At 53.7% G+C, this 20,195-nt stretch carries 18 protein-coding genes and 1 riboswitch; of the genes, 9 read left to right on the plus strand and 9 right to left on the minus strand.

From position 1 onward, the window contains the following. Nucleotides 1-7: 7 nt before the first annotated feature. The 8 genes from ON072_RS18145 to ON072_RS18180 all read left to right on the plus strand — a co-directional run bounded on the left by ON072_RS18145 (nt 8) and on the right by ON072_RS18180 (nt 8,192). Nucleotides 8-1,513, plus strand: a complete 1,506-nt coding sequence (locus ON072_RS18145; RefSeq protein WP_028779244.1) for an inactive transglutaminase family protein — start codon at nt 8-10, stop codon at nt 1,511-1,513. A gap of 1 nt (nt 1,514) precedes the next feature. Beyond that, nucleotides 1,515-2,462, plus strand: coding sequence for an alpha-L-glutamate ligase-like protein (locus ON072_RS18150; protein WP_025009688.1), 948 nt, complete (start codon nt 1,515-1,517; stop codon nt 2,460-2,462). Then, nucleotides 2,434-4,272, plus strand: a complete 1,839-nt coding sequence (locus ON072_RS18155) for a M3 family metallopeptidase (RefSeq protein ID WP_107004778.1) — start codon at nt 2,434-2,436, stop codon at nt 4,270-4,272. The genes ON072_RS18150 and ON072_RS18155 overlap by 29 nt, the downstream gene beginning before the upstream one ends. Further along, nucleotides 4,232-5,302 carry a DUF3541 domain-containing protein gene (locus ON072_RS18160; RefSeq protein ID WP_234519970.1) on the plus strand — a complete coding sequence of 357 codons (1,071 nt, stop codon included), beginning with the start codon at nt 4,232-4,234 and terminating at the stop codon, nt 5,300-5,302. Before ON072_RS18155 ends, ON072_RS18160 begins: the two co-directional genes overlap by 41 nt. A gap of 58 nt (nt 5,303-5,360) precedes the next feature. Beyond that, nucleotides 5,361-6,257, plus strand: coding sequence for a LysR family transcriptional regulator (locus ON072_RS18165; RefSeq protein WP_107004776.1), 897 nt, complete (start codon nt 5,361-5,363; stop codon nt 6,255-6,257). Between the two features lie 415 nt (nt 6,258-6,672). After that, nucleotides 6,673-7,281: a hypothetical protein gene (locus tag ON072_RS18170; RefSeq protein WP_144128422.1), complete on the plus strand. Its 609-nt coding sequence runs from the start codon at nt 6,673-6,675 to the stop codon at nt 7,279-7,281. Nucleotides 7,282-7,354: 73 nt separating this feature from the next. After that, nucleotides 7,355-7,807, plus strand: coding sequence for a hypothetical protein (locus ON072_RS18175; RefSeq protein ID WP_144128421.1), 453 nt, complete (start codon nt 7,355-7,357; stop codon nt 7,805-7,807). A gap of 100 nt (nt 7,808-7,907) precedes the next feature. Then, complete coding sequence (locus ON072_RS18180; RefSeq protein ID WP_144128420.1) at nt 7,908-8,192, plus strand: hypothetical protein; 285 nt, start codon at nt 7,908-7,910, stop codon at nt 8,190-8,192. Nucleotides 8,193-8,321: 129 nt separating this feature from the next. Here ON072_RS18180 and ON072_RS18185 read toward each other — a convergent pair whose 3' ends face one another. The 8 genes from ON072_RS18185 to ON072_RS18220 all read right to left on the minus strand — a co-directional run bounded on the left by ON072_RS18185 (nt 8,322) and on the right by ON072_RS18220 (nt 18,208). Further along, nucleotides 8,322-9,689: a putative metalloprotease CJM1_0395 family protein gene (locus ON072_RS18185; protein ID WP_144128419.1), complete on the minus strand. Its 1,368-nt coding sequence runs from the start codon at nt 9,687-9,689 to the stop codon at nt 8,322-8,324. Nucleotides 9,690-9,692: 3 nt separating this feature from the next. Then, nucleotides 9,693-9,947, minus strand: coding sequence for a hypothetical protein (locus tag ON072_RS18190; RefSeq protein WP_025009680.1), 255 nt, complete (start codon nt 9,945-9,947; stop codon nt 9,693-9,695). A gap of 124 nt (nt 9,948-10,071) precedes the next feature. Continuing rightward, nucleotides 10,072-11,229, minus strand: coding sequence for a 2-iminoacetate synthase ThiH (gene thiH / locus ON072_RS18195; protein WP_274626131.1), 1,158 nt, complete (start codon nt 11,227-11,229; stop codon nt 10,072-10,074). After that, complete coding sequence (locus ON072_RS18200; RefSeq protein ID WP_144224464.1) at nt 11,222-12,001, minus strand: thiazole synthase; 780 nt, start codon at nt 11,999-12,001, stop codon at nt 11,222-11,224. The genes thiH and ON072_RS18200 overlap by 8 nt, the downstream gene beginning before the upstream one ends. Before the next feature lies 1 nt (nt 12,002). Continuing rightward, nucleotides 12,003-12,203, minus strand: a complete 201-nt coding sequence (gene thiS / locus ON072_RS18205) for a sulfur carrier protein ThiS (RefSeq protein WP_071237576.1) — start codon at nt 12,201-12,203, stop codon at nt 12,003-12,005. Then, nucleotides 12,193-14,730, minus strand: a complete 2,538-nt coding sequence (locus ON072_RS18210; RefSeq protein ID WP_261752494.1) for a bifunctional hydroxymethylpyrimidine kinase/phosphomethylpyrimidine kinase — start codon at nt 14,728-14,730, stop codon at nt 12,193-12,195. The genes thiS and ON072_RS18210 overlap by 11 nt, the downstream gene beginning before the upstream one ends. 1 nt (nt 14,731) lies before the next feature. Beyond that, nucleotides 14,732-16,822, minus strand: coding sequence for a phosphomethylpyrimidine synthase ThiC (gene thiC, locus ON072_RS18215; RefSeq protein ID WP_274626132.1), 2,091 nt, complete (start codon nt 16,820-16,822; stop codon nt 14,732-14,734). A 228-nt stretch (nt 16,823-17,050) separates the two neighbouring features. Further along, nucleotides 17,051-17,150: riboswitch (TPP riboswitch) on the minus strand. Between the two features lie 164 nt (nt 17,151-17,314). Further along, nucleotides 17,315-18,208, minus strand: a complete 894-nt coding sequence (locus tag ON072_RS18220) for a hypothetical protein (protein WP_208163731.1) — start codon at nt 18,206-18,208, stop codon at nt 17,315-17,317. A 604-nt stretch (nt 18,209-18,812) separates the two neighbouring features. Between ON072_RS18220 and trhA the strand changes: the two genes are divergently transcribed. Next, on the plus strand, nt 18,813-19,493 hold the full coding sequence (gene trhA, locus ON072_RS18225; RefSeq protein ID WP_144216273.1) for a PAQR family membrane homeostasis protein TrhA: 681 nt from the start codon (nt 18,813-18,815) through the stop codon (nt 19,491-19,493). Between the two features lie 74 nt (nt 19,494-19,567). On the opposite strand, the gene ON072_RS18230 is transcribed toward trhA, so the two are convergent. Next, a complete protein-coding gene (locus tag ON072_RS18230) occupies nt 19,568-20,167 on the minus strand; it encodes a tRNA-uridine aminocarboxypropyltransferase (RefSeq protein ID WP_044734429.1) in 600 nt (199 codons plus the stop codon). Between the last annotated feature and the right edge of the window lie 28 nt (nt 20,168-20,195).

The raw sequence follows: 20,195 nt of genomic DNA on the forward strand, positions 1-20,195 counted from the left end.
AGCGGTAATGCATTCACGGAAACCTTTCTACCTGGTGGTAGCTCTGCTGTTTATTGTTGGGCTCAGCGCCAGTATTTATCGTGGTATTGAACACAATGTGCCCTTCCTGCCCGGTGAGCAGGTACAAAGTTGGGCTGTCGATGCCAAAGTCAGCTTTCAGGGTACGGGTGGCCCGGCAGAAGTCTCTTTCTCCCTGCCACAGGATCCGGCATTTGAAGTCTTGATGGAAAATGCCACCTCCCCGGGTTATGGCCTGACTATCAGCAACAATGAACAGGGCCGCCGCGCGCTTTGGTCGATTCGTCAAGCCAATGGCCAACAGGACCTCTATTACAAAGTCACCCTGATCCCCACAGGCCGTGAAATACTCAAGGCTCAGGAAGAACCTCTGCCGCCTGCACCTTATATCTGGTCTGCAACCGAGAAAGCCGCCGCCGAGCAGGTGATGGACGAAGCCTGGGCTCGCAGTGCCGGTAACCTCTCTTTTGCCCGTGAGATCATGCGCGCCATTGCCGGCCGCGATCGCAGTCAGAACATAGAGCTGCTGCTGTCGGCCAACTCACCCACTAAGCTGTTTGTCCATATGCTCAATAGCCGCGGTATTCCAACTCAGGAAGTCAATGGTCTGTATCTGGAAGATCAGCGCCGTCGGCAGCAGCTTTCTCCCTTTGTCGAAGTCTATCAGGACGGTAAATGGCACTTGTTCGATCTGGTCAAAGGCACAGAGGGCCGTCCGGAAAACATGGTACTGTGGGAGCGCAGCGGTAAATCGGTATTGGACGTTCTGGGTGGCAGCAACTCCCAGGTCAACTTCTCCATGCTGAAAGACACACGTTCAGCCCTGGCGACCTCCATAGACATGATGGCCAAAAACAACGCCATCGACTTTTCCCTCTATCAACTGCCGCTGGAAGAACAGAGTCTGTTCAAGGGTATTTTGCTGATCCCCATCGGAGTGCTGATGGTGGTATTCCTTAGGGTTATCATAGGCATCAAGACTTCAGGTACCTTTATGCCTGTGCTTATCGCCCTGGCCTTTATCCAAACCACACTGCTGACCGGCCTGATAGGTTTCCTGCTGATTGTGGCCTTTGGCTTGATGATCCGCTCCTATCTATCGCATCTGAACCTGTTGCTGATTTCGCGAATATCGGCGGTGATCATAGTGGTGATAGGCATCATAGGCCTGTTTACCCTGCTGTCGTACAAGTTTGGGCTTAGTGAAGGCCTGACTATCACCTTCTTCCCGATGATCATTCTCGCCTGGACCATTGAACGTATGTCTATCCTCTGGGAAGAGGAAGGCGCCAAAGAGGTGATGGTGCAAGGTGGAGGTTCACTTCTGGTAGCCACTCTGGCTTATCTGGCTATGAGCGCCACTTGGGTACAGCACTGGGTGTTCAACTTCCTGGGTATTCATTTGGTGATCCTGGCGCTGGTGCTGCTGATGGGTCAGTACACGGGTTATCGACTGCTGGAGCTCAAGCGCTTCAAGCCACTGGCAGGAGAATAAGATGAATTTTGCCTGGCCATGGCAGCTACGCCGCGCTGGCGTGCTGAATATGAACAAGCGCAATATCGACTATATTGGCCGCTACAATCCGCGCAAGTTTTACAAGCGGGTGGACGACAAGCTCACCACCAAGCAACTTGCGCTTGCCAATGATATTGCCGTGCCCGATCTGATAGGTGTGGTGCGCGAGCAACACGGTATCAATAGCATTCCCGAACAAGTAAAAGATCGCAGCGGCTTTGTGATCAAACCCTCCAAAGGCTCGGGCGGCAAAGGGATCTTGGTGATCACCCATGTGGAGAATGGTCGCTTCTATAAGCCCAACGGCAATGAAGTCACCCCGAGCGAGGTCGATCGCCACGTTTCCAATATCCTCAGCGGCCTGTTCTCCCTCGGTGGCAAGCCGGATGTGGCCATTATTGAGGGCTTGATTGAGTTCGATCCCGTATTCGATGGCTTCAGCTACGAAGGGGTTCCGGATATCCGCCTGATAGTGTTCAAGGGTTTTCCTGTGATGGGAATGCTCAGGTTGTCCACCGCCGCTTCCGATGGCAAGGCCAACCTGCACCAGGGCGCGGTTGGTGTCGGCTTGGATATCGCCACCGGCCGCGGTCTGCATGCGGTGCAGTTTGACTGCCCGGTCGATTTGCATCCGGACACGGGGCGTAACCTGATTGAAATCGAGGTGCCCCACTGGGATACCTTGTTGCACACGGCCTCGAGCGCCTATGAGATGTGCGAACTGGGTTATCTGGGAACCGATATGGTACTGGATCAAAACAAGGGACCACTGCTGCTGGAGCTCAACGCCCGTCCAGGGCTTGCCATCCAGATAGCCAATGGCATGGGGATATTGCCAAGGCTGCAGCATGTGGAAAGAATGACGGGCAAACCCATGTCAGTGGAAGAACGGGTCGCTTATGCCAAGAAGCACTTTGCCAGCCGCTAACTCCGGCCTGAGTCCGTCTCGCCTCAAGTCCAGGCTGCCACTGTCGGTGTTGGCTTCGCTGCTGGCATCGACAATGGCGTCGGGCATTTCCCCTGCCCTGGCCGCGCCTGATGCCGTCCCCTTGCTGACGGCTCAATGTGTCGAATACAGCAGCAATTTTCAACCTGAATTTCAGGATCTGCAGTTGCTGGAGCGACAAACCCTCGGGCTGCACAATATCAATGACCGCCTCGGTTATTATCGGAGTTTCCCCCTGTCAGCGGCTCAGCATGAGCTGCTGTTGCAGTGTCAGTTGAAACTGGCCGACACCATGGATAGATTCCTGAGCGAACCGGCGCTGATAAGCCTGACATCCGAACTGAACCAGGATGATGAGCCACAGCTTCAAGCATTGGCCCAGAGGTTGGACTGGTTAATGCAACAACATCTGGGCATAGAGGAAAAAGCCCGTCTTCATGGCGCCCAGGCCAGCATTCGCCAGGGAATGCGCAGTGACGATCTCAAGCTGGAGTTGGGACAATGTGCCCTGCCCGGCATGCAACAGGCTCTTAACCCCGAAGAGGATTCAGCGGAGCAGGAAGCTGCTCAATCAGCCCAAAAGCCCGGCTTTTTTGCAGTCAATATCGCCTCTTACTTGATGCAACAGGCCGATAGTGATTGTCGCGCCAAGGTTTGGCGCACTTATCAGGGCCGCGCCAGATTACGCAATCAACTGCCGCTTTCATCCGTGTTTGCCCTGAGACAACAACAAGCCAAAGCGCATGGTTACCCGAGCTACAGTGATTTTATCCTCAGTTCTCAGTTGCTGAGCACGCCAAGCGATGTGGCCAAATTTCTCGATGCCAGCACCCAAAAACTGGATTACGCCCCTTGGGATCTGGGGCGCGAGTTACAGCAGGCCCAGTCAACCGAAATGGTCGCCCTCAAAGGCTCTGAAGTACTAAAAGCCCTGTTTGACCATCTCAAACCGCTGGGATTAACCACAGAGCAGATTAACGACGACTGGCTCAGGGTGTATCACCATGGTCGGCTGCTGGGTGAACTGCTTATCAGCGAAGGCAAACACAACCGCCACAAAATGCTGCGCCGCGCCGTTGTCGGCCAACAAACCGGCCAGAGCGAGCTGGTGCTTAAGCCTCAGCAAGTGAAGCTCAAGGACTATCAGACCGCAGTTTCTTCCCTGAGCGCCGCCATAGCCCAACTCAGTGGCGGCGGTCGTTACTATCTCAATAACAGTCTGGAGTTGCCTCAGGATGGCGCCGGAGTGGGCAAAGCCTGGCTTGAGCGCTATCTGAGCGGCGCCTTTGCATTTTCACTCAAGCCGGCTCCCGGCTCGCGCGAACAACTGGCCGAAGAATACCAGCAGCAGCTCAAGGTGTTTCGTGCCAAAGTGGCCCTCGCCAGCTTTGAAGCCTTTGGCAACAGCCAATACCCACAGCTGCACAAGGCGTTTGAAGCCAGTTTTAATGGCTCTTGGCCCGAAGTCAGTGACTATAGCTACAGCTTTGGCGCCATCAGCGATCAGGGGCCGCTCTATTATCTCGGGCTCTGGCAACAACAGCTTGCCAAAGCCATAGATGTTCACACCCGGGGCTGCAACCCGGCGCAACTATTTGATCTCTTGCTGGTCAACGAATCAGCCCAACCTATGGTCGCCCGTTTGCAAAGCCTGTTTGGCGCTGCCGATGCGGCCACACTCATCCGGAGGATACGCGATGCCAATACTCAAGAGAACCGGTCAACTGACACTTGCCCTCTGCCTGGGAGTGATGAGCAGTACGCTGGCCGCCAAGAGCCAGCCCAGCGCTGACGAGGTTTATCAACGCATTCAGCAGAATCTGGAGCAGCATCTCTACCAGCTGCCACCCAGGGTGCAGGGTCATTACGGGATCCGTCTCTATCGGATGACAGGTGACGAGCAGTACGCCAACGCCGCCTTGGTGGATCTGTTTGCGGTTACTGAAGCGCAAAGCTTTTATGCCTGCCAACTGGACGACCCTGAATTTGTCAAAAGTGAATCACTCAAGGCAATATCCCAACTGGGCAATGGCCCCCGGGCCAAGGCACGCAAAAAAGCGCTCAAACCCTTCCCCGAATTTCTGTTTTATACCGATGTGCTGCTGCGCTACGCCAGTCGCATAGATGAATTGGGATTTACCGGGCCCTGCCACGACAAGTTGCTCAAAGGGCTCAAGAGTACAGATCTGGAGCACGGCCTGACCGACGAAGCCATGATTGAAGCCTGGGCGGCGCAGCTGATCAATTATGTTTACTGGGCCAAGCAGCTTGGCGTTGGTGATTACCTGGAAGACTACAAAGCCGCCTTTAAACGTGTCTACCCGGATGCCGAGGATGGCAAGCTCAGTAAGGCACAATATCGCAATAAGCTCTATGGCCTGACTCACTTTATCTTCGCCGCCAGTGAATACTATCAGCACCCGGTAGATGCCAAGGAGTTCGCCTGGATCCTCGACTACTTCGAAGCCAACCGCGAGCGGATCCTCAGTGATGCCACCAACGATATTATTGCCGAAGTAGGAATAAGCTATCTGCTCGCCGGCAAGGGCAAAGCTCATCCCATGGTGAAAGCCACTCAGGCGCACATCATCAAGTCCTTCGATCCTGAGGTAGACTTTATTCGCTCCCCCAAAGGCAACCCGGCGCTGGCTCTGGGGGAACACCGTAATGTGCTGGCGATGATGCTGCTCAAATGGCCGGAAAAACTGCATAAAGGCCCCTATTTGAGTGAGCTCAAGGCGACCCGGAAATACCTGCCGATGCAGGTGACGCCACTCGAGTCTGTCAAACAGGCGACCGAGTCGACGAAAAAGGCTAAATAGTTTGAAAAACTGGCAGTTTCCACCCATGATAGGCCGAAATCTGACGAGTTTTTAGAAAATGAACAGACCCAAGTCCACATTGGAACAGTGGCGGATCCTGCAGGCCGTCGTCGACTTCGGTGGTTACGCCCAGGCTGCCGAGCAGCTCAACAAGAGCCAGTCATCCCTCAACCATGCTGTTGCCAAGCTGCAGCATCAGTTGGGGATCCAACTCCTCGAAGTGCGCGGCCGCAAGGCCTATCTGACCGAATGCGGCGAAGTACTGCTTCGTCGCTCTCGTCACGTCACTCAGGCTGTGGGGGAATTGGAGCAGCTCGCCAGCAATCTGGAACAAGGCTGGGAGCCGAGTCTGAGCATCGCCAGGGAACTGGTCTACCCCATGGAAACCCTGACCGAGGCGCTGGCCGCCTTTCTGCCCCAAAGCCGCGGAACCCGGGTCACAGTGCGGGACACAGTGATCAGCGGTACCCAGGAGATGATCAAAAACCATCAGGTGGATATTGCGATTTGCGGTACCCCGCCCATGGGTTATATCTCTGAGCCCCTTTGCGACTTGGACTTCTACCTGCTCTGCCACCCTTCCCATCCGCTGGCGGCCCAAGTGGAAATTGAAGATGACAGAGTGCTGGCCCAACATCTGCAAATTGTGATCAAAGATACCGGCATCAATAGTCAGCAGGAAATCGGCTGGCTCAAGGCCGAGCAGCGCTGGACCGTCAGCAACTTCCACGAAGCCAAGGTGATCCTGGCCAAAGGCATAGGTTTTTGCTGGATCCCGGCGCATCTGGTCAAGCAGGAGCTGGAAAATGGGCAATTGGTACGGCTCAGTCTCAAAGGTTCCAGCAGCCGCAAGATACTGCTCAGTCTGGTAGTGCCACAGAGAGACAAACAGGGCCCGGCCTGTAAGCTGCTGGAATCACTGATCCTGGCTCAGCATAAATCTGGCTCAGTATAAATCTGAGCTCATTATAAATAGTAAGAAACGGAGCAACTTCATCTTTATCCTGTGTCCGTAAGGCATGACGTCACGAATATCAGTTAGAGAGTGACTCGAACAGCTCCGGGAGAGCACTATAGTGCTTGTTTTTCACACAGTATTATTGAGGTTTTGACAAAAGCCCCTGAAATTTGAAGATAATCTGGCGCATTATTTCTGTAACATTACAGAAAATATCATTAAAGTCATATAGATATAAAACACTGTTGGCAGATAATAGGTTTGGAGACCGCGCATGTACGTATAGCTGCAAGGGATATTCTGGCTTATTATATCTAAATAATACAAAGAGATAGCGATGCGCGTTTACAGTCCTCCGAGGACTAAAACGCGCATGCGCACTATACAGCTGTTATATGCTCAGAGGGAAACTGTGAATCAAGATATATTAAACATTGCGTTTGAGGAAAGCATCGATAGTAAAGCTATTGATCAGTTAAAGCAGTCCCTAGAACATCTTGGTCAAGATGTGGCTTTTCACGAAACTCCTAAAAAAGGCCCTCAAGCTTCCATCCTACTGCTTGGCATCTCATCCGTTGCAATCCTTTTTGGCGGAGCTTTTGTCAAAAAGCTAGGCGACAAGGCAGCTGAGGATACCTATCCACATATTAAGAATGCTTTATCCAAGTTATATCTAAAATACTTCGGGGAAGACCCAGAGTATAAAGTCAGTATATTGACGACGTCCGAGAATAAGGAACCAGACACAAAGTATTCCTTAATATTGGCGCTGTACTGTGTAGGAAAAGATAATCAGCGGGCTAAGTTTTTATACGAAACCAGCTGGTCAAAAGAACAATTCGAAATGGCTACGGACATTTACATTCGCGCAATGACCGAATTCGTGACCAACAACCAGAGTGAAGTAAGAGAGTTGATTGACGCCAGTGGTAGCAGAATGGAGCCTCATTTAATTGCTTGGTCCCCTTCAGTTGGGAAGTTGGTTAGAATTAGCGCATTACCTAGCCATGTGCGCAAATAACAAGGCCAGCCAGAGGGACACCCAAACCGCTGCGCACTTTGTCTGCCCCTGCTGGCGGCGTTAGGCTTCCAGTATGTTCGAGTATGATGATCTAGAAAAAATTGATTTTGAAGACATGAGTCTTGGGCGCTACCGAGGCCTTTATACAACCACGTATAACCGGTTTGCATTTAGAGTACCTGATTCCGAGGAGAGCATTCGAATCTGTAGATCTCCAAAGCTTGGTCGCGATAATGGTTTAAATTTTTGGTTAGCTGCCGAACTTCAAGATGACTGGAGCGATCGAGAAGAATACTTTAAGCCATATATTATTGAGGCTGATTTTACAAAGATATCAGAAGATAAATTTAACTCAATGGTACGCAGCCAGTGTAGTGAGCTTATAGCTCAGCCAAGTTTACCGCTTAACACAGGAGAGTTCGTTGGAGCCTATGCAATGTATACCCTTGATAGGGAGTTAATAGTTGACTTGTATGCCGAATACACAGACGAATATATACATTTCATTTGGGAGTCCACAGCCTAACAAGGCCATGCACGTGACCTTCGGTACTTGTCACGCTTTTTCCAAAAAATGTGCCAAATACCTCGGCTCGTGATGGCGGCGTTATGTGTAGGAAAGAGATATGATCGAAAAGCCTAAAGTAACTACGCTTACAGAAGCCAAGGTAATACACAAGCTTCATTGTGGCGAATGCAACTGGAAGCAAGAGATAGCTGCAAACACCGATGCAGAAATTAAGTGTTGCCCTTGGTGTGGATGGAGTGATTTAGACATAAGCACAGTTGCTAATGAAGGTGGCTTTCAAGAAATTGAATGCGAAAAGCACGGTAAAGTAACAGTAATTTTGCCAAGTTCAAATATTGAACCACTAGATTTTATGGATAATTTATTTTGCCCATTCTGCTGAGAATATGGACACCCAGCGTTAATGACGCGGAAGTAAACCTCCGACTATGCTTTGTTTAAGCATTTAACAAGGAGGTTATTATGCCGCGCTCTCGCCGAACTCAAATTAGCCTTGAAGATATGTGAAGCACTAACGACTCTCATCCCGAATACGCTGCGCCTGTTGCTGCTCAGCGGCTATCACGTCGGCAACTGAACCCGACTCAAGCTGCAACTCGGCCTTGGGTGGACTGAAAGTCTGTTCATTCAAGGCATTTGACTGCTGTGCTATGGCGCCCATCAGACGAGACAGGCCTATGGGAAAGTTTGCAGAGTTGCCAGCCTTGGGTTCAAAGGAAGGCGCGGACTTTTCAGCGACCGAATCTGCGGCTCCCAACAGGTTTTGACTCAGCTCAGGCTTTGGTGCGGCGGCAAGTCTCTGGGTTCCGGCCTCTTCTCTTGCCTGGTTATATTTACGCATCGCCTCGGCGGCGACCCGGATATCGGCCATGGAGGGATCGACAGGTGCCATCGCCGCCGCATAGACCTGTTTCATTTTCGCCATGGTCGCCAGCGGATCGCCGTTCACTACAGAGACATCTATCTGAACTTCACCTTCCACCGCGTAACGCTTGCCATCGGGTCCTTTCTCGAATTCAAATGCCGGTTGTCCGGCATGGATCCCGCCTACCGCGGCATGAGCCTGTTCATGGGATCGCACCTGGGTATCACGCTTCATCAGGGAGTCGATTTCCCGCTCAAGCGCCTGTTGCTCACGACTCTCACGGTTCTGCTGCTGTTTCTGTTGCGCCTCATCCGGCTTGGGTTCGGCTGCGCTTGTCGTATTCGACTCCCCGGTTGACTGACGAGCCGCCCCTTCGTCCCCTTCTTTTACTTCGCTGCCAGCCTGGCTCGATGAGCGACTCGAAGAGCTGCCGGAAGTGTTGTCAAAATCCTGCTCTGCCCCACCCATAGAGTTGGCGGAAGTATTTGCGCCATTAAAAGCGGGAACCTCAGGCACCTCTCCCGCTAAAGTCACTGGTATCGCAGGTCCGCCGACAATGTCAGCCCCTTGGCCGAAAAAGGCGGATGCTTGAGCCGATATCCCCGCGAGCGGCATCGATGCTTGAACCTCTCCATGCCAATGGCCGGAGCTGGACAAGGCTGCCGCACCCAGGGCTCCTTTAGTCAAACTGACCAGTGCTTCCCGCGGCGGCTTTACGGTTTGTGGCTCTGAATGTTGTGCAGCTGAACCTTGGAGCGGGCTTGAATTGACTGAGCTTGGATTAACTGAACTTGTATTGACTGGGCTTTGATTTCCCGAGCTCAGGTTTATTGGGCTTGGCTTAACGCCACTTACCTGAGAGGGATTTTGACTGGCGGAGATTTTACCGGCAGGGTTGGCGCTGAGAGGCGATTGGTTTATGGAGCTGCCACTGCTTAAGTTGGCAATTGACGAGCTTGGCCGCCGGGACACGGCTGTTGCCGTCAGCCCCGCGCCGGCCAGCGCGCCAACCATATATTACACCTCGATATCTATGATACTGCCCAAGGTGTCGGATGCGCGTTCAATCACCTCTACTGAAGCTTGCCCCTGGGCCTTGGATTCCAATGCCGATACCAGTGCCGAGGTTTTGTCTGCCTCCTCAACCGGGCGGGTCGAATCGGCCTGCTGCGCAGGTGCCGGACGGGCGATATCCACTGTTGCCTGAGTCAGGCCGGACTGGGCGCTTTGCAGCCCTTGAACTCCCGCCGAAAAAGCCGATGGAATTTGCATGATTGCCCCTTGTCTGTATTGGACTGTGGATTTTCGTTCTGTGGCTAAAATCAGTTACTACCATTTCAGCCACAGCTTTGAACAATTATTAGCCAATTTAATACAAATGTACAGCCCGAAAGGTTTATGTCCCTTGATGGGTTACCGCAAAAGAGGCGCCTGCGAGCCAACTCGCGTCCCAATCTTTCCACACAGGTTGCATGCCTTGTGCTCGAATGGCGCTGACCACCTCAGGGACTGTGCGCTCATCACTTATCTGGAACTGATCCAGCTGCAACTTGGGATTGCTGTAACCACCTGGCTCTGTTGAGCTGGCGGCACTCACATGGGTGATCCCAAGGGGCAATAGATTGTCCCTGAGTGAGGCGCTCTCCCGGGTAGAGAGACTCAACTCCAGCGCCGGGCTGAACAAGCGCATGGCGCAGATAAGCTGCACCAATCCGGCATCATCCAGAGTCACAGCCGGCGTTACTCCGCCAACGCAGGGCCTGAGCCTTGGCAGCGACACGCTGAAGCGACTACGCCAGTACTTTTGCTGTAAATAGTCCAGGTGCAACCCCATCAATGCCGAGTCCAGGCGCCAATCATCCAGCCCGAGCAAAACGCCCAGGCCTATCTTGTCAACCCCGGCCCTGGCGGCTCTGTCCGGTGTATTGAGCCTGAAACCAAAGTCCTTTTTATTGCCTCTGAGATGATGGCGGTCATAGGTGGCGGGCTGATAGGTCTCCTGATATACCATCACGGCATCCAGCCCCTCATCAACCAGGCGCCGATAACCCGCTTCGGCGAGGGGCTGCACTTCAATCGCCAGGTAGCTAAAGTCCTGCTTGAGTCTCAAAAGCGCCTGGGCAAAATAATCCAGACCTACCTTGGTTTCATGTTCGCCGGAAACCAGCAACACAGAATCAAAGCCGCGCTGCTTGAGAATGGCAATTTCAGCATCCAGTTCGGCCTGGCTTAGGGTCTTGCGGCGAATTTTATTGCTCATGCTGAAACCGCAGTAGTCGCAATCATTGGCGCATAGATTGGAAACATAGAGCGGCGCATAGAGACCTATGTTGGCGCCAAACTTCTTGCGGGTGAGCGAAGCAGAGAGCTGCGCCATAGGCTCGAGAAATTCCCGGGCCGCCGGTGACAAAAGAATGGGCAAGGCCGAGGGATTGTGCGCTATCGTCTCGGGCCGCGCCAGACAGCGCTCAACATCGGCGGCGCTGACACTGGCAATAGCAAGGCGCAGTAGATCTCTGTCGATAGCGGTAAAACGCTCAAGAAAATCAGCCATGGTTTTCTCCCAAATTGAGAAACCCGGTCAGCGGACTGGTGTTTTGGGCCCGATTGCTGATGGCCCCGAGTCCGGCAAGATAGGCCGCTCGCCCGGCGCGCACCGCATCCTTGAAGCAGCCCGCCATGGTCACGGGATCCAAGCTGGAGGCGATGGCAGTATTAACCAGCACGGCATCGGCGCCCAACTCCATCGCCCGCATCGCCTGAGACGGCGCGCCGATCCCGGCATCCACCACCACAGGCACCTTGGCCTGCTCTATGATGATCTTCAAAAAGGGTTCTGTGGCCAGCCCCTGATTGGAACCTATGGGACTGCCAAGCGGCATCACGGCGGCGCAGCCTACCTCTTCGAGGCGCAAGCACAGCACGGGATCGGCATGTACATAAGGCAGTACAGTAAAACCTTCGGTGCACAAGACCCGGGCCGCTTCCAGTGTTTCTACCGGATCAGGCAACAGATAACGGGGATCCGGGTGGATCTCCAGCTTCAATAGTTGGGTGCCCAGCATCTCCCGTGCCAGCTCGGCGGCAAAAATTGCCTCCCTGGCATTGCGGGCCCCGGCTGTATTGGGCAGCAGCTGCACGCCGCGCTCTTTGAGCGGTGCCAGCAATTCATCACTACCCTGGTTAAAATCGAGCCGCTTCATCGCCACAGTAACCAACTCGGCGCCACTGGCCACGAGCGAGCGTTGCATCAGCTCTGCCGAAGCAAACTTGCCGGTGCCGCCAAACAACCTGGATTGAAATTCAAACTCGCCAATTTGCAACATATCAACCTCCGGCAACGGCGGAAAACAGCTCGAGGCTGTCTCCGTTTCGGCATTCAAGCACTGGCCACTGAGATCTGGGCACTACGGCGCCATTACGCACCAGCGCCACGCTGCCAGGCGCTATTTCACACCACTCGAGCAGCTGTAACAGCGTCATAGCTTCAGGCAACTCTTTGACTTGATTGTTTATCTTAATTTGCATCGCAATTCTCCTCACGGCTAAGCTCAGAACGCCCTTTCATAAATTGAGCTTCGGTTTGATTTCCAGCCTGAGATTGGGTTTGACAGCAAAGACATGCCGGGTCGGCGCAAAGCGCAGCCTCACGCACGCTTAAAGTGCGGCAATCCAAGCTGATGAGCCGCCCCAGGGTGCTGCGCTCTCCAAGCAGAGTATTGATAGCTGCCAGCGACTGCATCGCCGCCAGGGTTTGCACCGCAGGACCCAACACCCCCATGTCGCGGCAGCGCCCCGAGCCTGTGCTATCCCGCGGGAACAGGCATTCGTAACAGCCCGCCTCGGGGTTAAGCCAAGGGGCGGTATGACACAATAGGCCGGAATCGGCGCTGATCGCCGCCGCAATCAACTCTTTGCCCAGCTTCACACAGGCTTGATTAAGGTTATGACGGCAAAGGAAATTGTCGCTGGCATCCAATACCAGTGACGCCTCGCGAATAAGCTCCGCGCTCTTGGGGCCAAATAGCTTGGGCTCAATCTCAATCAGGCAGTTTGGATAATCGCGCCCCAGCTTTTCCTTGGCCACGTCGACCTTCAAACGGCCAATATCCTGCTCGTTGTAGAGCAGTTGCCTCGGCAGATTACCCAGCTCGACAATATCGGGATCGATAAGAATGAGACGCCCTACTCCGGCGGCGGCCAAAGAGTGCGCCAAATGATGACCAAGGCCTCCGAGCCCCACTATGACGACCGTCTTGGCCCGTAAGGCAAGCTGCCCCGCTTCTGAGACTCTGGGCAGCAGCAACTGGCTGCCGTAACGGATAAAGTCGCGATCGCTCAGCCCGGCATAGTCCTGAACTCCGGTACAGTCCTGAACCCCGACATCGTCCTGAAGCCCGGCATTTTGTTGAGCATAGCTAATCCCGTTTGCAATCGGGGCTGCTCGCCCTAACCAGCTTTGTGTCAGGCGCCTGAAGGCCGTTACCGGTTCGGCGGCCTCGGTAATGGCCCGCACCACGGCGACATTGGCCACTCCGGTATGCTTGACGGCATCAAGGTTATGCTCGTCAATGCCGCCTATGGCGACCGTCGGCAGCAAGGAGCCGAAGGTTTCGCTATAGGCGCCAAGGCGCGCCAGTCCCTGGGGCAGAGATGGCATCACTTTGGTCTTGGTGGCAAAGATATGCCCGAGGGCCAGATAACTGGGCCTGCGGCGCAATGCAAGCAGCGCCTCGAAATAACCGTGACTGGATAACCCCAGCGCCAGACCGGCCCCTTGGATGGCCTCAAGGGATGCCTGGCTGAGATCCTCCTGGCCCAAATGCACACCAAAGGCGCGGTGGGCAATGGCCAGTTGCCAGTGATCATTGATAAAGACCCGCGCCTGATATTGGTGCCCGAGCGCGATAGCGCGAATGATCGCCTGCTCGGCGCTCGAACCGGGCAGCACTTCCTCCTTGAGACGCAATTGAATAGTGCGGCAGCCTGCCTTGAGTAAGGCTTCCAGCAATTCGGCATCGGCCACGACCGGATAGATACCCAGATTATGGGGCAGCGTTTTAAAGCTTTCAGCACTAACGCCTTTAGCACTAACACCATCAGCAGAGGTTGGCGCTGCAAGCCAAGGGGCGCCGAGCACCTGGGCTGGGTTGCCCCAGGGATAATCCTCCAGCGGCCAGATGACAGGCATAAACCCGGCGGCCAGACAAGCCCCGGGCCGACCTAAGGGGCCGGGACCACGGCCTACCTGATAGCTCTGCGCCAAGGCGCCATTGATATAGGCCTTGGCCAGGATTAGGGCATCGGGCAAGATCCAGTCGTGGGCCAGAAATGCCGCTATGGCACTGGATAACGTGCAGCCGCTGCCATGGTTATTACTGGATGCTTGCCTTGGGCTCGCCAACACAAACCCCTGCCGTTGATGCAACCCGGAGCTGTGAGGCAAGTCTTTAAAAAGCAGTAAGTCTTCTGCCAGGCCGCGCGCGATCCCCGCCTCGAAATCCCCGCCCTTGGCCAAGAGATGGCAAGGCAGTTCGTTTGCCAGGCAAGTTGCCGCATCTTGCCAGGAAGGAAAGTCATGAATATCGCTGCGACTCAGCAACGCCAGATCGTGAATATTCGGGGTCAGCACAGTGGAAAGCGCCGCCAGCGGCCGGTAATCCAGCCGCGCTGCGCCCATTGCAGTGCTCTTTGAGAGTGCATCGCCGCAACTGGCGACCATGACGGGGTCGACCACCAAAGGAACATCAGGCAGGTGCCGAGCCAACCAGTCACAAAGCAGCTGCAGCTGCACTTGATTGGCGAGCAAGCCGATTTTTATCGCCTTGGGAGGCAAGTCACCGAGCAGAGCATTGAGCTGCGCCAGCAACATCTCCTCGCTCACCGCCTCGGTTAGCGTCACCGCCACACTGCTCTGGGCGGTCAAAGTGGTGATGATAGAGCAGCCATGACAGCCAAGATTGCTCAAGGTGGCCAGATCGGCCTGGATACCGGCGCCGCCGCCACTGTCTGAGCCGGCAATGCTCCAGACTATCGGCCTTTTATCAGCCGACATTTCAGGCTTCCTCTTCATAGCGTGTAGCCTCTGGCTCGGGATTGGACTTGGGTTTGGGATTGGACTCGGACAAGGACTTTTCACTTGCCGTAGCCGGATGATACAGGGCGCTGCCACCGGCCTTGAACTGCGCCGACATCCGCGCCATCCCGGCCTCGGCATCCAGTACTTCCAGCGGCTGTGCCGTCAGTTCTTCAGCCTGCACAGGCTCGGTTTGGCGCTCTGCCGCGTCTGTCCCTGACACCTCCCCTGAAGCCCCCTGAGATGCAGCCAGAGACGCTGCATAGTCGCGTACATCCTGGGTGATTTTCATCGAGCAGAACTTGGGGCCGCACATGGAGCAAAAATGCGCCACCTTGGCAGACTCCTGAGGCAGGGATTCATCATGGAACGCCCGGGCGGTATCAGGATCCAGCCCCAGGTTGTATTGATCTTCCCAGCGAAACTCGAATCTGGCCTTGGACAACGCATTGTCGCGCAGCTGGGCACCTGGGTGTCCCTTGGCGACATCGGCGGCATGCGCCGCAATTTTGTATGCAATAAGCCCTTGTTTAACGTCTTCTTTGTTGGGTAAGCCCAGATGCTCCTTGGGGGTCACATAACAAAGCATGGCGCAGCCGTACCAGGCTATCATCGCCGCGCCTATGCCAGAGGTGAAATGATCATAGCCGGGCGCAATATCCGTGGTCTGGGGCCCCAAGGTGTAGAAAGGCGCCTCATCACAGTACTCAAGCTGCTTGTCCATATTCTCCTTGATCAGCTGCATAGGGATATGGCCCGGCCCTTCGATAATGGTCTGCACATCGTATTCCCAGGCGATTTTCACCAGCTCACCCAAGGTTTCCAGCTCGGCAAACTGAGCCTCGTCGTTAGCATCGGCAATCGAGCCGGGGCGCATGCCGTCACCGAGTGACAGTGACACATCATAGGCGGCGCAAAGCTCACAGATGTCGCGGAAATGGCTGTAGAGGAAGTTTTCCTTATGATGGCTCAGGCACCACTTGGCCATAATGGAGCCGCCACGAGATACCATGCCGGTCACCCGATTGGCCGTCATGGGCACATAGCGCAGCAATACCCCGGCATGAATGGTGAAGTAATCCACTCCTTGTTCGGCCTGCTCTATCAGGGTGTCGCGAAACACTTCCCAGCTGAGATCTTCGGCAATGCCGCTGACCTTTTCCAGCGCCTGATAGATGGGCACGGTACCTATGGGCACAGGCGAGTTGCGTACTATCCATTCACGGGTTTCGTGGATATAACGGCCGGTGGACAGATCCATTACCGTATCGGCGCCCCAACGGGTGGCCCACACCAGTTTTTCCACCTCTTCCTCGATGGAAGAGGTCACCGCCGAATTACCGATATTGGCGTTGACCTTCACCAAAAAGTTGCGGCCGATAATCATCGGCTCAGCTTCCGGATGGTTGATGTTGGCAGGAATGATGGCGCGGCCACGGGCCACTTCGCTGCGGACAAACTCAGGGGTTATCGGCGTGGCAACTATAGCGCCAAAGGCTTCTCCTTTGGCTTTGCGGGCCAGTTGCGGATCTTTGGCAAGCGCTTCGTTGGCCCGGGCCATATTTTCACGAATGGCGATATATTCCATTTCAGGAGTGATAATGCCGGCACGGGCGTAATGCAATTGGGTCACTCGCTTACCCGGCTTGGCCCGGCGCGGTTTGGGCAAAGCGTCGAATCTCAGATGATCCAGCCCTTCATCCGCCAGCCGCTGCTGGGTAAAACTGGAGCTGACCGAAGTCAGCTCTTGCGTATCATCACGCTCTAAGATCCAGCCCTGGCGCAGTTTATCAAGGCCCTGGCGCACATTGATAGCCGCGTTGGGATCTGAATAAGGGCCGGCACAATCATAAACACGTACGGCGGGATTAGGTTCAAATTGCTCACTGCCATCTTGGGTTGGTATTCGGGTGTCTGTCTGCCTGATTTGGCGCATGGCTACCTGAATATCGGCCCGGGTGCCCTGAACAAACAGCTTCTGTGAATTGGGATGCTGCAAGGGTTTAAGGTTATCGATAAAGGCCTGGGCGGCCTCACGGGTTTGACGACGATTGGATTGACGATTTGACATAAGCAAGCTCACTCTTTTGGAAAATGAAATTGCTTGTCAGGAGAGTTGAATAATAAGCGGCGCAAGCTGACTGGTTAAACTCCTTGATTTGGAGTCCTCCTCCGGCGGTGTTGGCAGACTGACCTCGTGGTTTCAGGTCAGTTCAATGTCCGCTTGAGAAGCCAGATATCGCCTCGGCTCTTTAAAGCCTTTGGCATAGATTTTTGCTCGCAGTGGCTGCGGTAATGCTGCAGCTGAATGCTTGTTTCCTTCGCAGGTGCTAGCCTGATCAGGTTCAACGGATCCCGAATAAACGGTCTCAGCCCAGAGGGCACTCCGACAAGATTGCTGCCGAGTATAAGCACAAGCCGAAGCGGGAAACAAGCCCAATGACAAAATGTGCCGCAGGATTGAATCCATTAAAATCACAACTTAATCATTTGAATTAAATGGAAATACCAAAAACAATTGAACAATCAATTTATTTCAAATCAAATAAATTGATTGCAAAACTCACTTACCAAGCCGCTTTAAACGGCTGGCCACCGCCTCCTTGAGCGCTTTTTCCATCTCTGTCTGACCGCACTTAAATGGGAAACCCAAGTTTTCGGCATAGGGATTGAGCGGAGTCGGCACCTTGACGACCCGATAGCAGGTATCACCATCCTTGACGATACGGTTAGGGTCGAGCGGCAGATCCAGACTGGCCACTTTATTGAAATCATCGGCGTCATTGACCCAAAGCACTTCCATCTCCCCATCCATTTCACTGAGGCTCTTGCGTCCCGTGGCCTTATCCGCATATTGCTGTGATAACTGCAGCAGCGCCTGCTGTTGAGAGTGTTGCAATACTTTTCGGGCAGACTTTAATGCGCTTGAACTGAAGTCCAGCTGAGCTTGCTCTGCCGGCTGCGGTCTAAAGTCATTTGCTCGCTCTGGCGCAGGTACGGCTGCATTTTTTGTGTCTTCAATGAATCTACCAGTAGGTTTAACGCTTTGCTCCCGAGTCTTGGGGATCCTTTGCTCTTTCTGGTTTTGAACAGCCACTTGTTCAGTCTCTTGCTCTGACTCTTCGGCGGCCTGTTTTTGTTGCTCAGTGTTTTGTTGCTCGGTTTTTTGTTGCTCAGCTTTTTGAACCTCTATCGCTTCCTTGGGCTGGGTTATTGCTTCATCCTTCAAGGCTTCCGGCACTGGCGTTAACGGTTTTGGGCTGGGCTGACTGAAATACAGATAGGATTGCAGCGCCTTGGGTTTGGCAGGCTCAGTCACCACTCTTTGCCATTCTGCTTGCTGCCAAAACCAGGATAGCCCCAGCAATAGTACTAAGTGCGCGGCTCCCGCCACAGTCCAACTGCTGAAGGCGTTGCCCTTTGCCTCACCATCCCCCTGCTCTGCTTTTTTAGCCATGCCAACTTGCACCAGGCATTGGGGTTGAAACCCAAGCTGTTGACTAAAAGGCGATTGTGTAAAGAAAGGGTCAATCGAATGTGATTGATAATGGCTTGGTTGGCAGGAACAGGGATTAATGATTTCATCCAGACCAAGCTCAAAGGCAGCATCCCTACCCGGGATGCTGATGCTCAAGCTTGCCATTGCCGCCGAGCTTTCGTCTCGGCTGGCAATAAACTTTTCTGGAAGAGAAGGCATAAGCCGCTGATTTATCCGTCGCTGAATGTAAACTCAGTGTTAGAGGAAAACCCTCGGCAAAAAGTTCATTCCCTTGTTTGAAAAGCAATTTACGCTACAAACTCAAATCGACGGCTTCAAGCAAAACAGGTAAAACCCTTGTCGAATAAGACTGACGGAATCCTCTGAACAAAATAACTGTAAAAAGCGACTTGGAAGCCGGGTAACGAGTTGTTAAGGTGCAACATTAGACGTTTGCAAAAATGCAGACGATACGTCTCAAGGAATAAATCCATCTCAGCGAACACTTGTACACTTTTATCTAGCCATGGCGCTACAGCGCTGTTAGACTCACTTTCAATGAGGTCGAACCAGAGAGTCAATCATGCCCAACAGCAAAGCCCCAGCAGCCGAAGCCCAGTTCAATGGCCAGTTTTCCGCTGGATACAGTCTGAATGAAGAGATAGCCAATGCCGTCAGCCATGGTTTGGGGGTGATTGCCGGCATTCTGGGATTGGTGCTGATGTTGCTCAAGGGCTGGCATTCGCTGGACGCCATTCAGTTAACAGGTGTAACCATCTATGGCGGCAGTATTATCCTGCTGTTCCTCTGCTCGACCCTGTATCACAGCATTCCTCACCCTGTGTGGAAACGGCGCCTCAAGATGCTGGATCACTGCGCCATCTATCTGTTAATCGCCGGAACCTATACCCCGCTGATGTTAATTACTTTGGCCAATGCCCAGGAAGAATGGGTGCTGATAGCCATCTGGTCGTTGGCATTGGGGGGAATAGTGTTCAAGAGCTGCTTTATTCACAGATTCAAGGCGCTGAGCCTGGTGCTGTATCTGGCCATGGGCTGGCTCTGCGTCGCCGTGTTGCCTGAGCTTATCGATAACCTGTCAACTGCCGGGTTCAACTTGCTGTTGGCCGGGGGGCTGAGCTACAGCTTGGGGGTGATCTTCTACGCTACCAAGGCGATCCCTTTCAATCATGCCATCTGGCATCTGTTTGTGTTGGGCGGCGCCGTTTGCCATTTCCTGTGTGTTTATCTGACGGTGATCTAACGCAGGCGGATAGACTTAACTCAGCGCCGCCGTAGAGAGACGGCTTCCGGCTTGCTGTGCTAACTCTAGTGCAGCTAGGCCGGAGCTCTTATCTCAGCCTGCCATTGATTAAACTCACTGAGTAACCGCCTGGCGGCGATACTATAGTCTCCCCCCAAGTCTTGCCAAACAGCCGCAATACATTCCAAGGTACATAACCCGCCCTGGCGCTGATTGCGCCGCAAGCGAAACGCCGAGTCCTGCTCTGTTTGCAGCTCGACTCTGGCAAGCGACTGTAGATAGGGGCTTTGGCGATACATCTTGCCGGCCTCCTGCCAGGTTGCATCGAGTATGACCAGCGAATTTAGCGGCTTCCCTAATTTCAGAGCAGCTTTCTGAGCGGCTTCCTGAGCAGCGTCTTGAAGCAATGTTGCGTCCTGAGCCGGGCTTTGGTTTGGGCTTTGGCTTAAGTTTGGGCTTTCATTTACAGCTTGAGTTCTAGAAGTATTTTCTTCGGTTTGCGGATAGAGTAAGGCTGTTCGCCCCAAAGACAAGTGCTCCATTAACCAAGCATCCGGGGCTTTACGCGCCCACAGTACCCGCTTACAGAGAGTCGGATAAGCATTAAGCGCCAGGGTGGCTGTGTTACTGGCTCGATTCAGCTCTCTTTCATGGGTCAGCAGGATTATTTTCACAGGCAGTTGCAGCTTAAAATGGGTTATC

Origin of the sequence: Shewanella sp. K8 (assembly GCF_028823715.1) — a bacterium.
GTDB lineage: Bacteria > Pseudomonadota > Gammaproteobacteria > Enterobacterales > Shewanellaceae > Shewanella > Shewanella algae.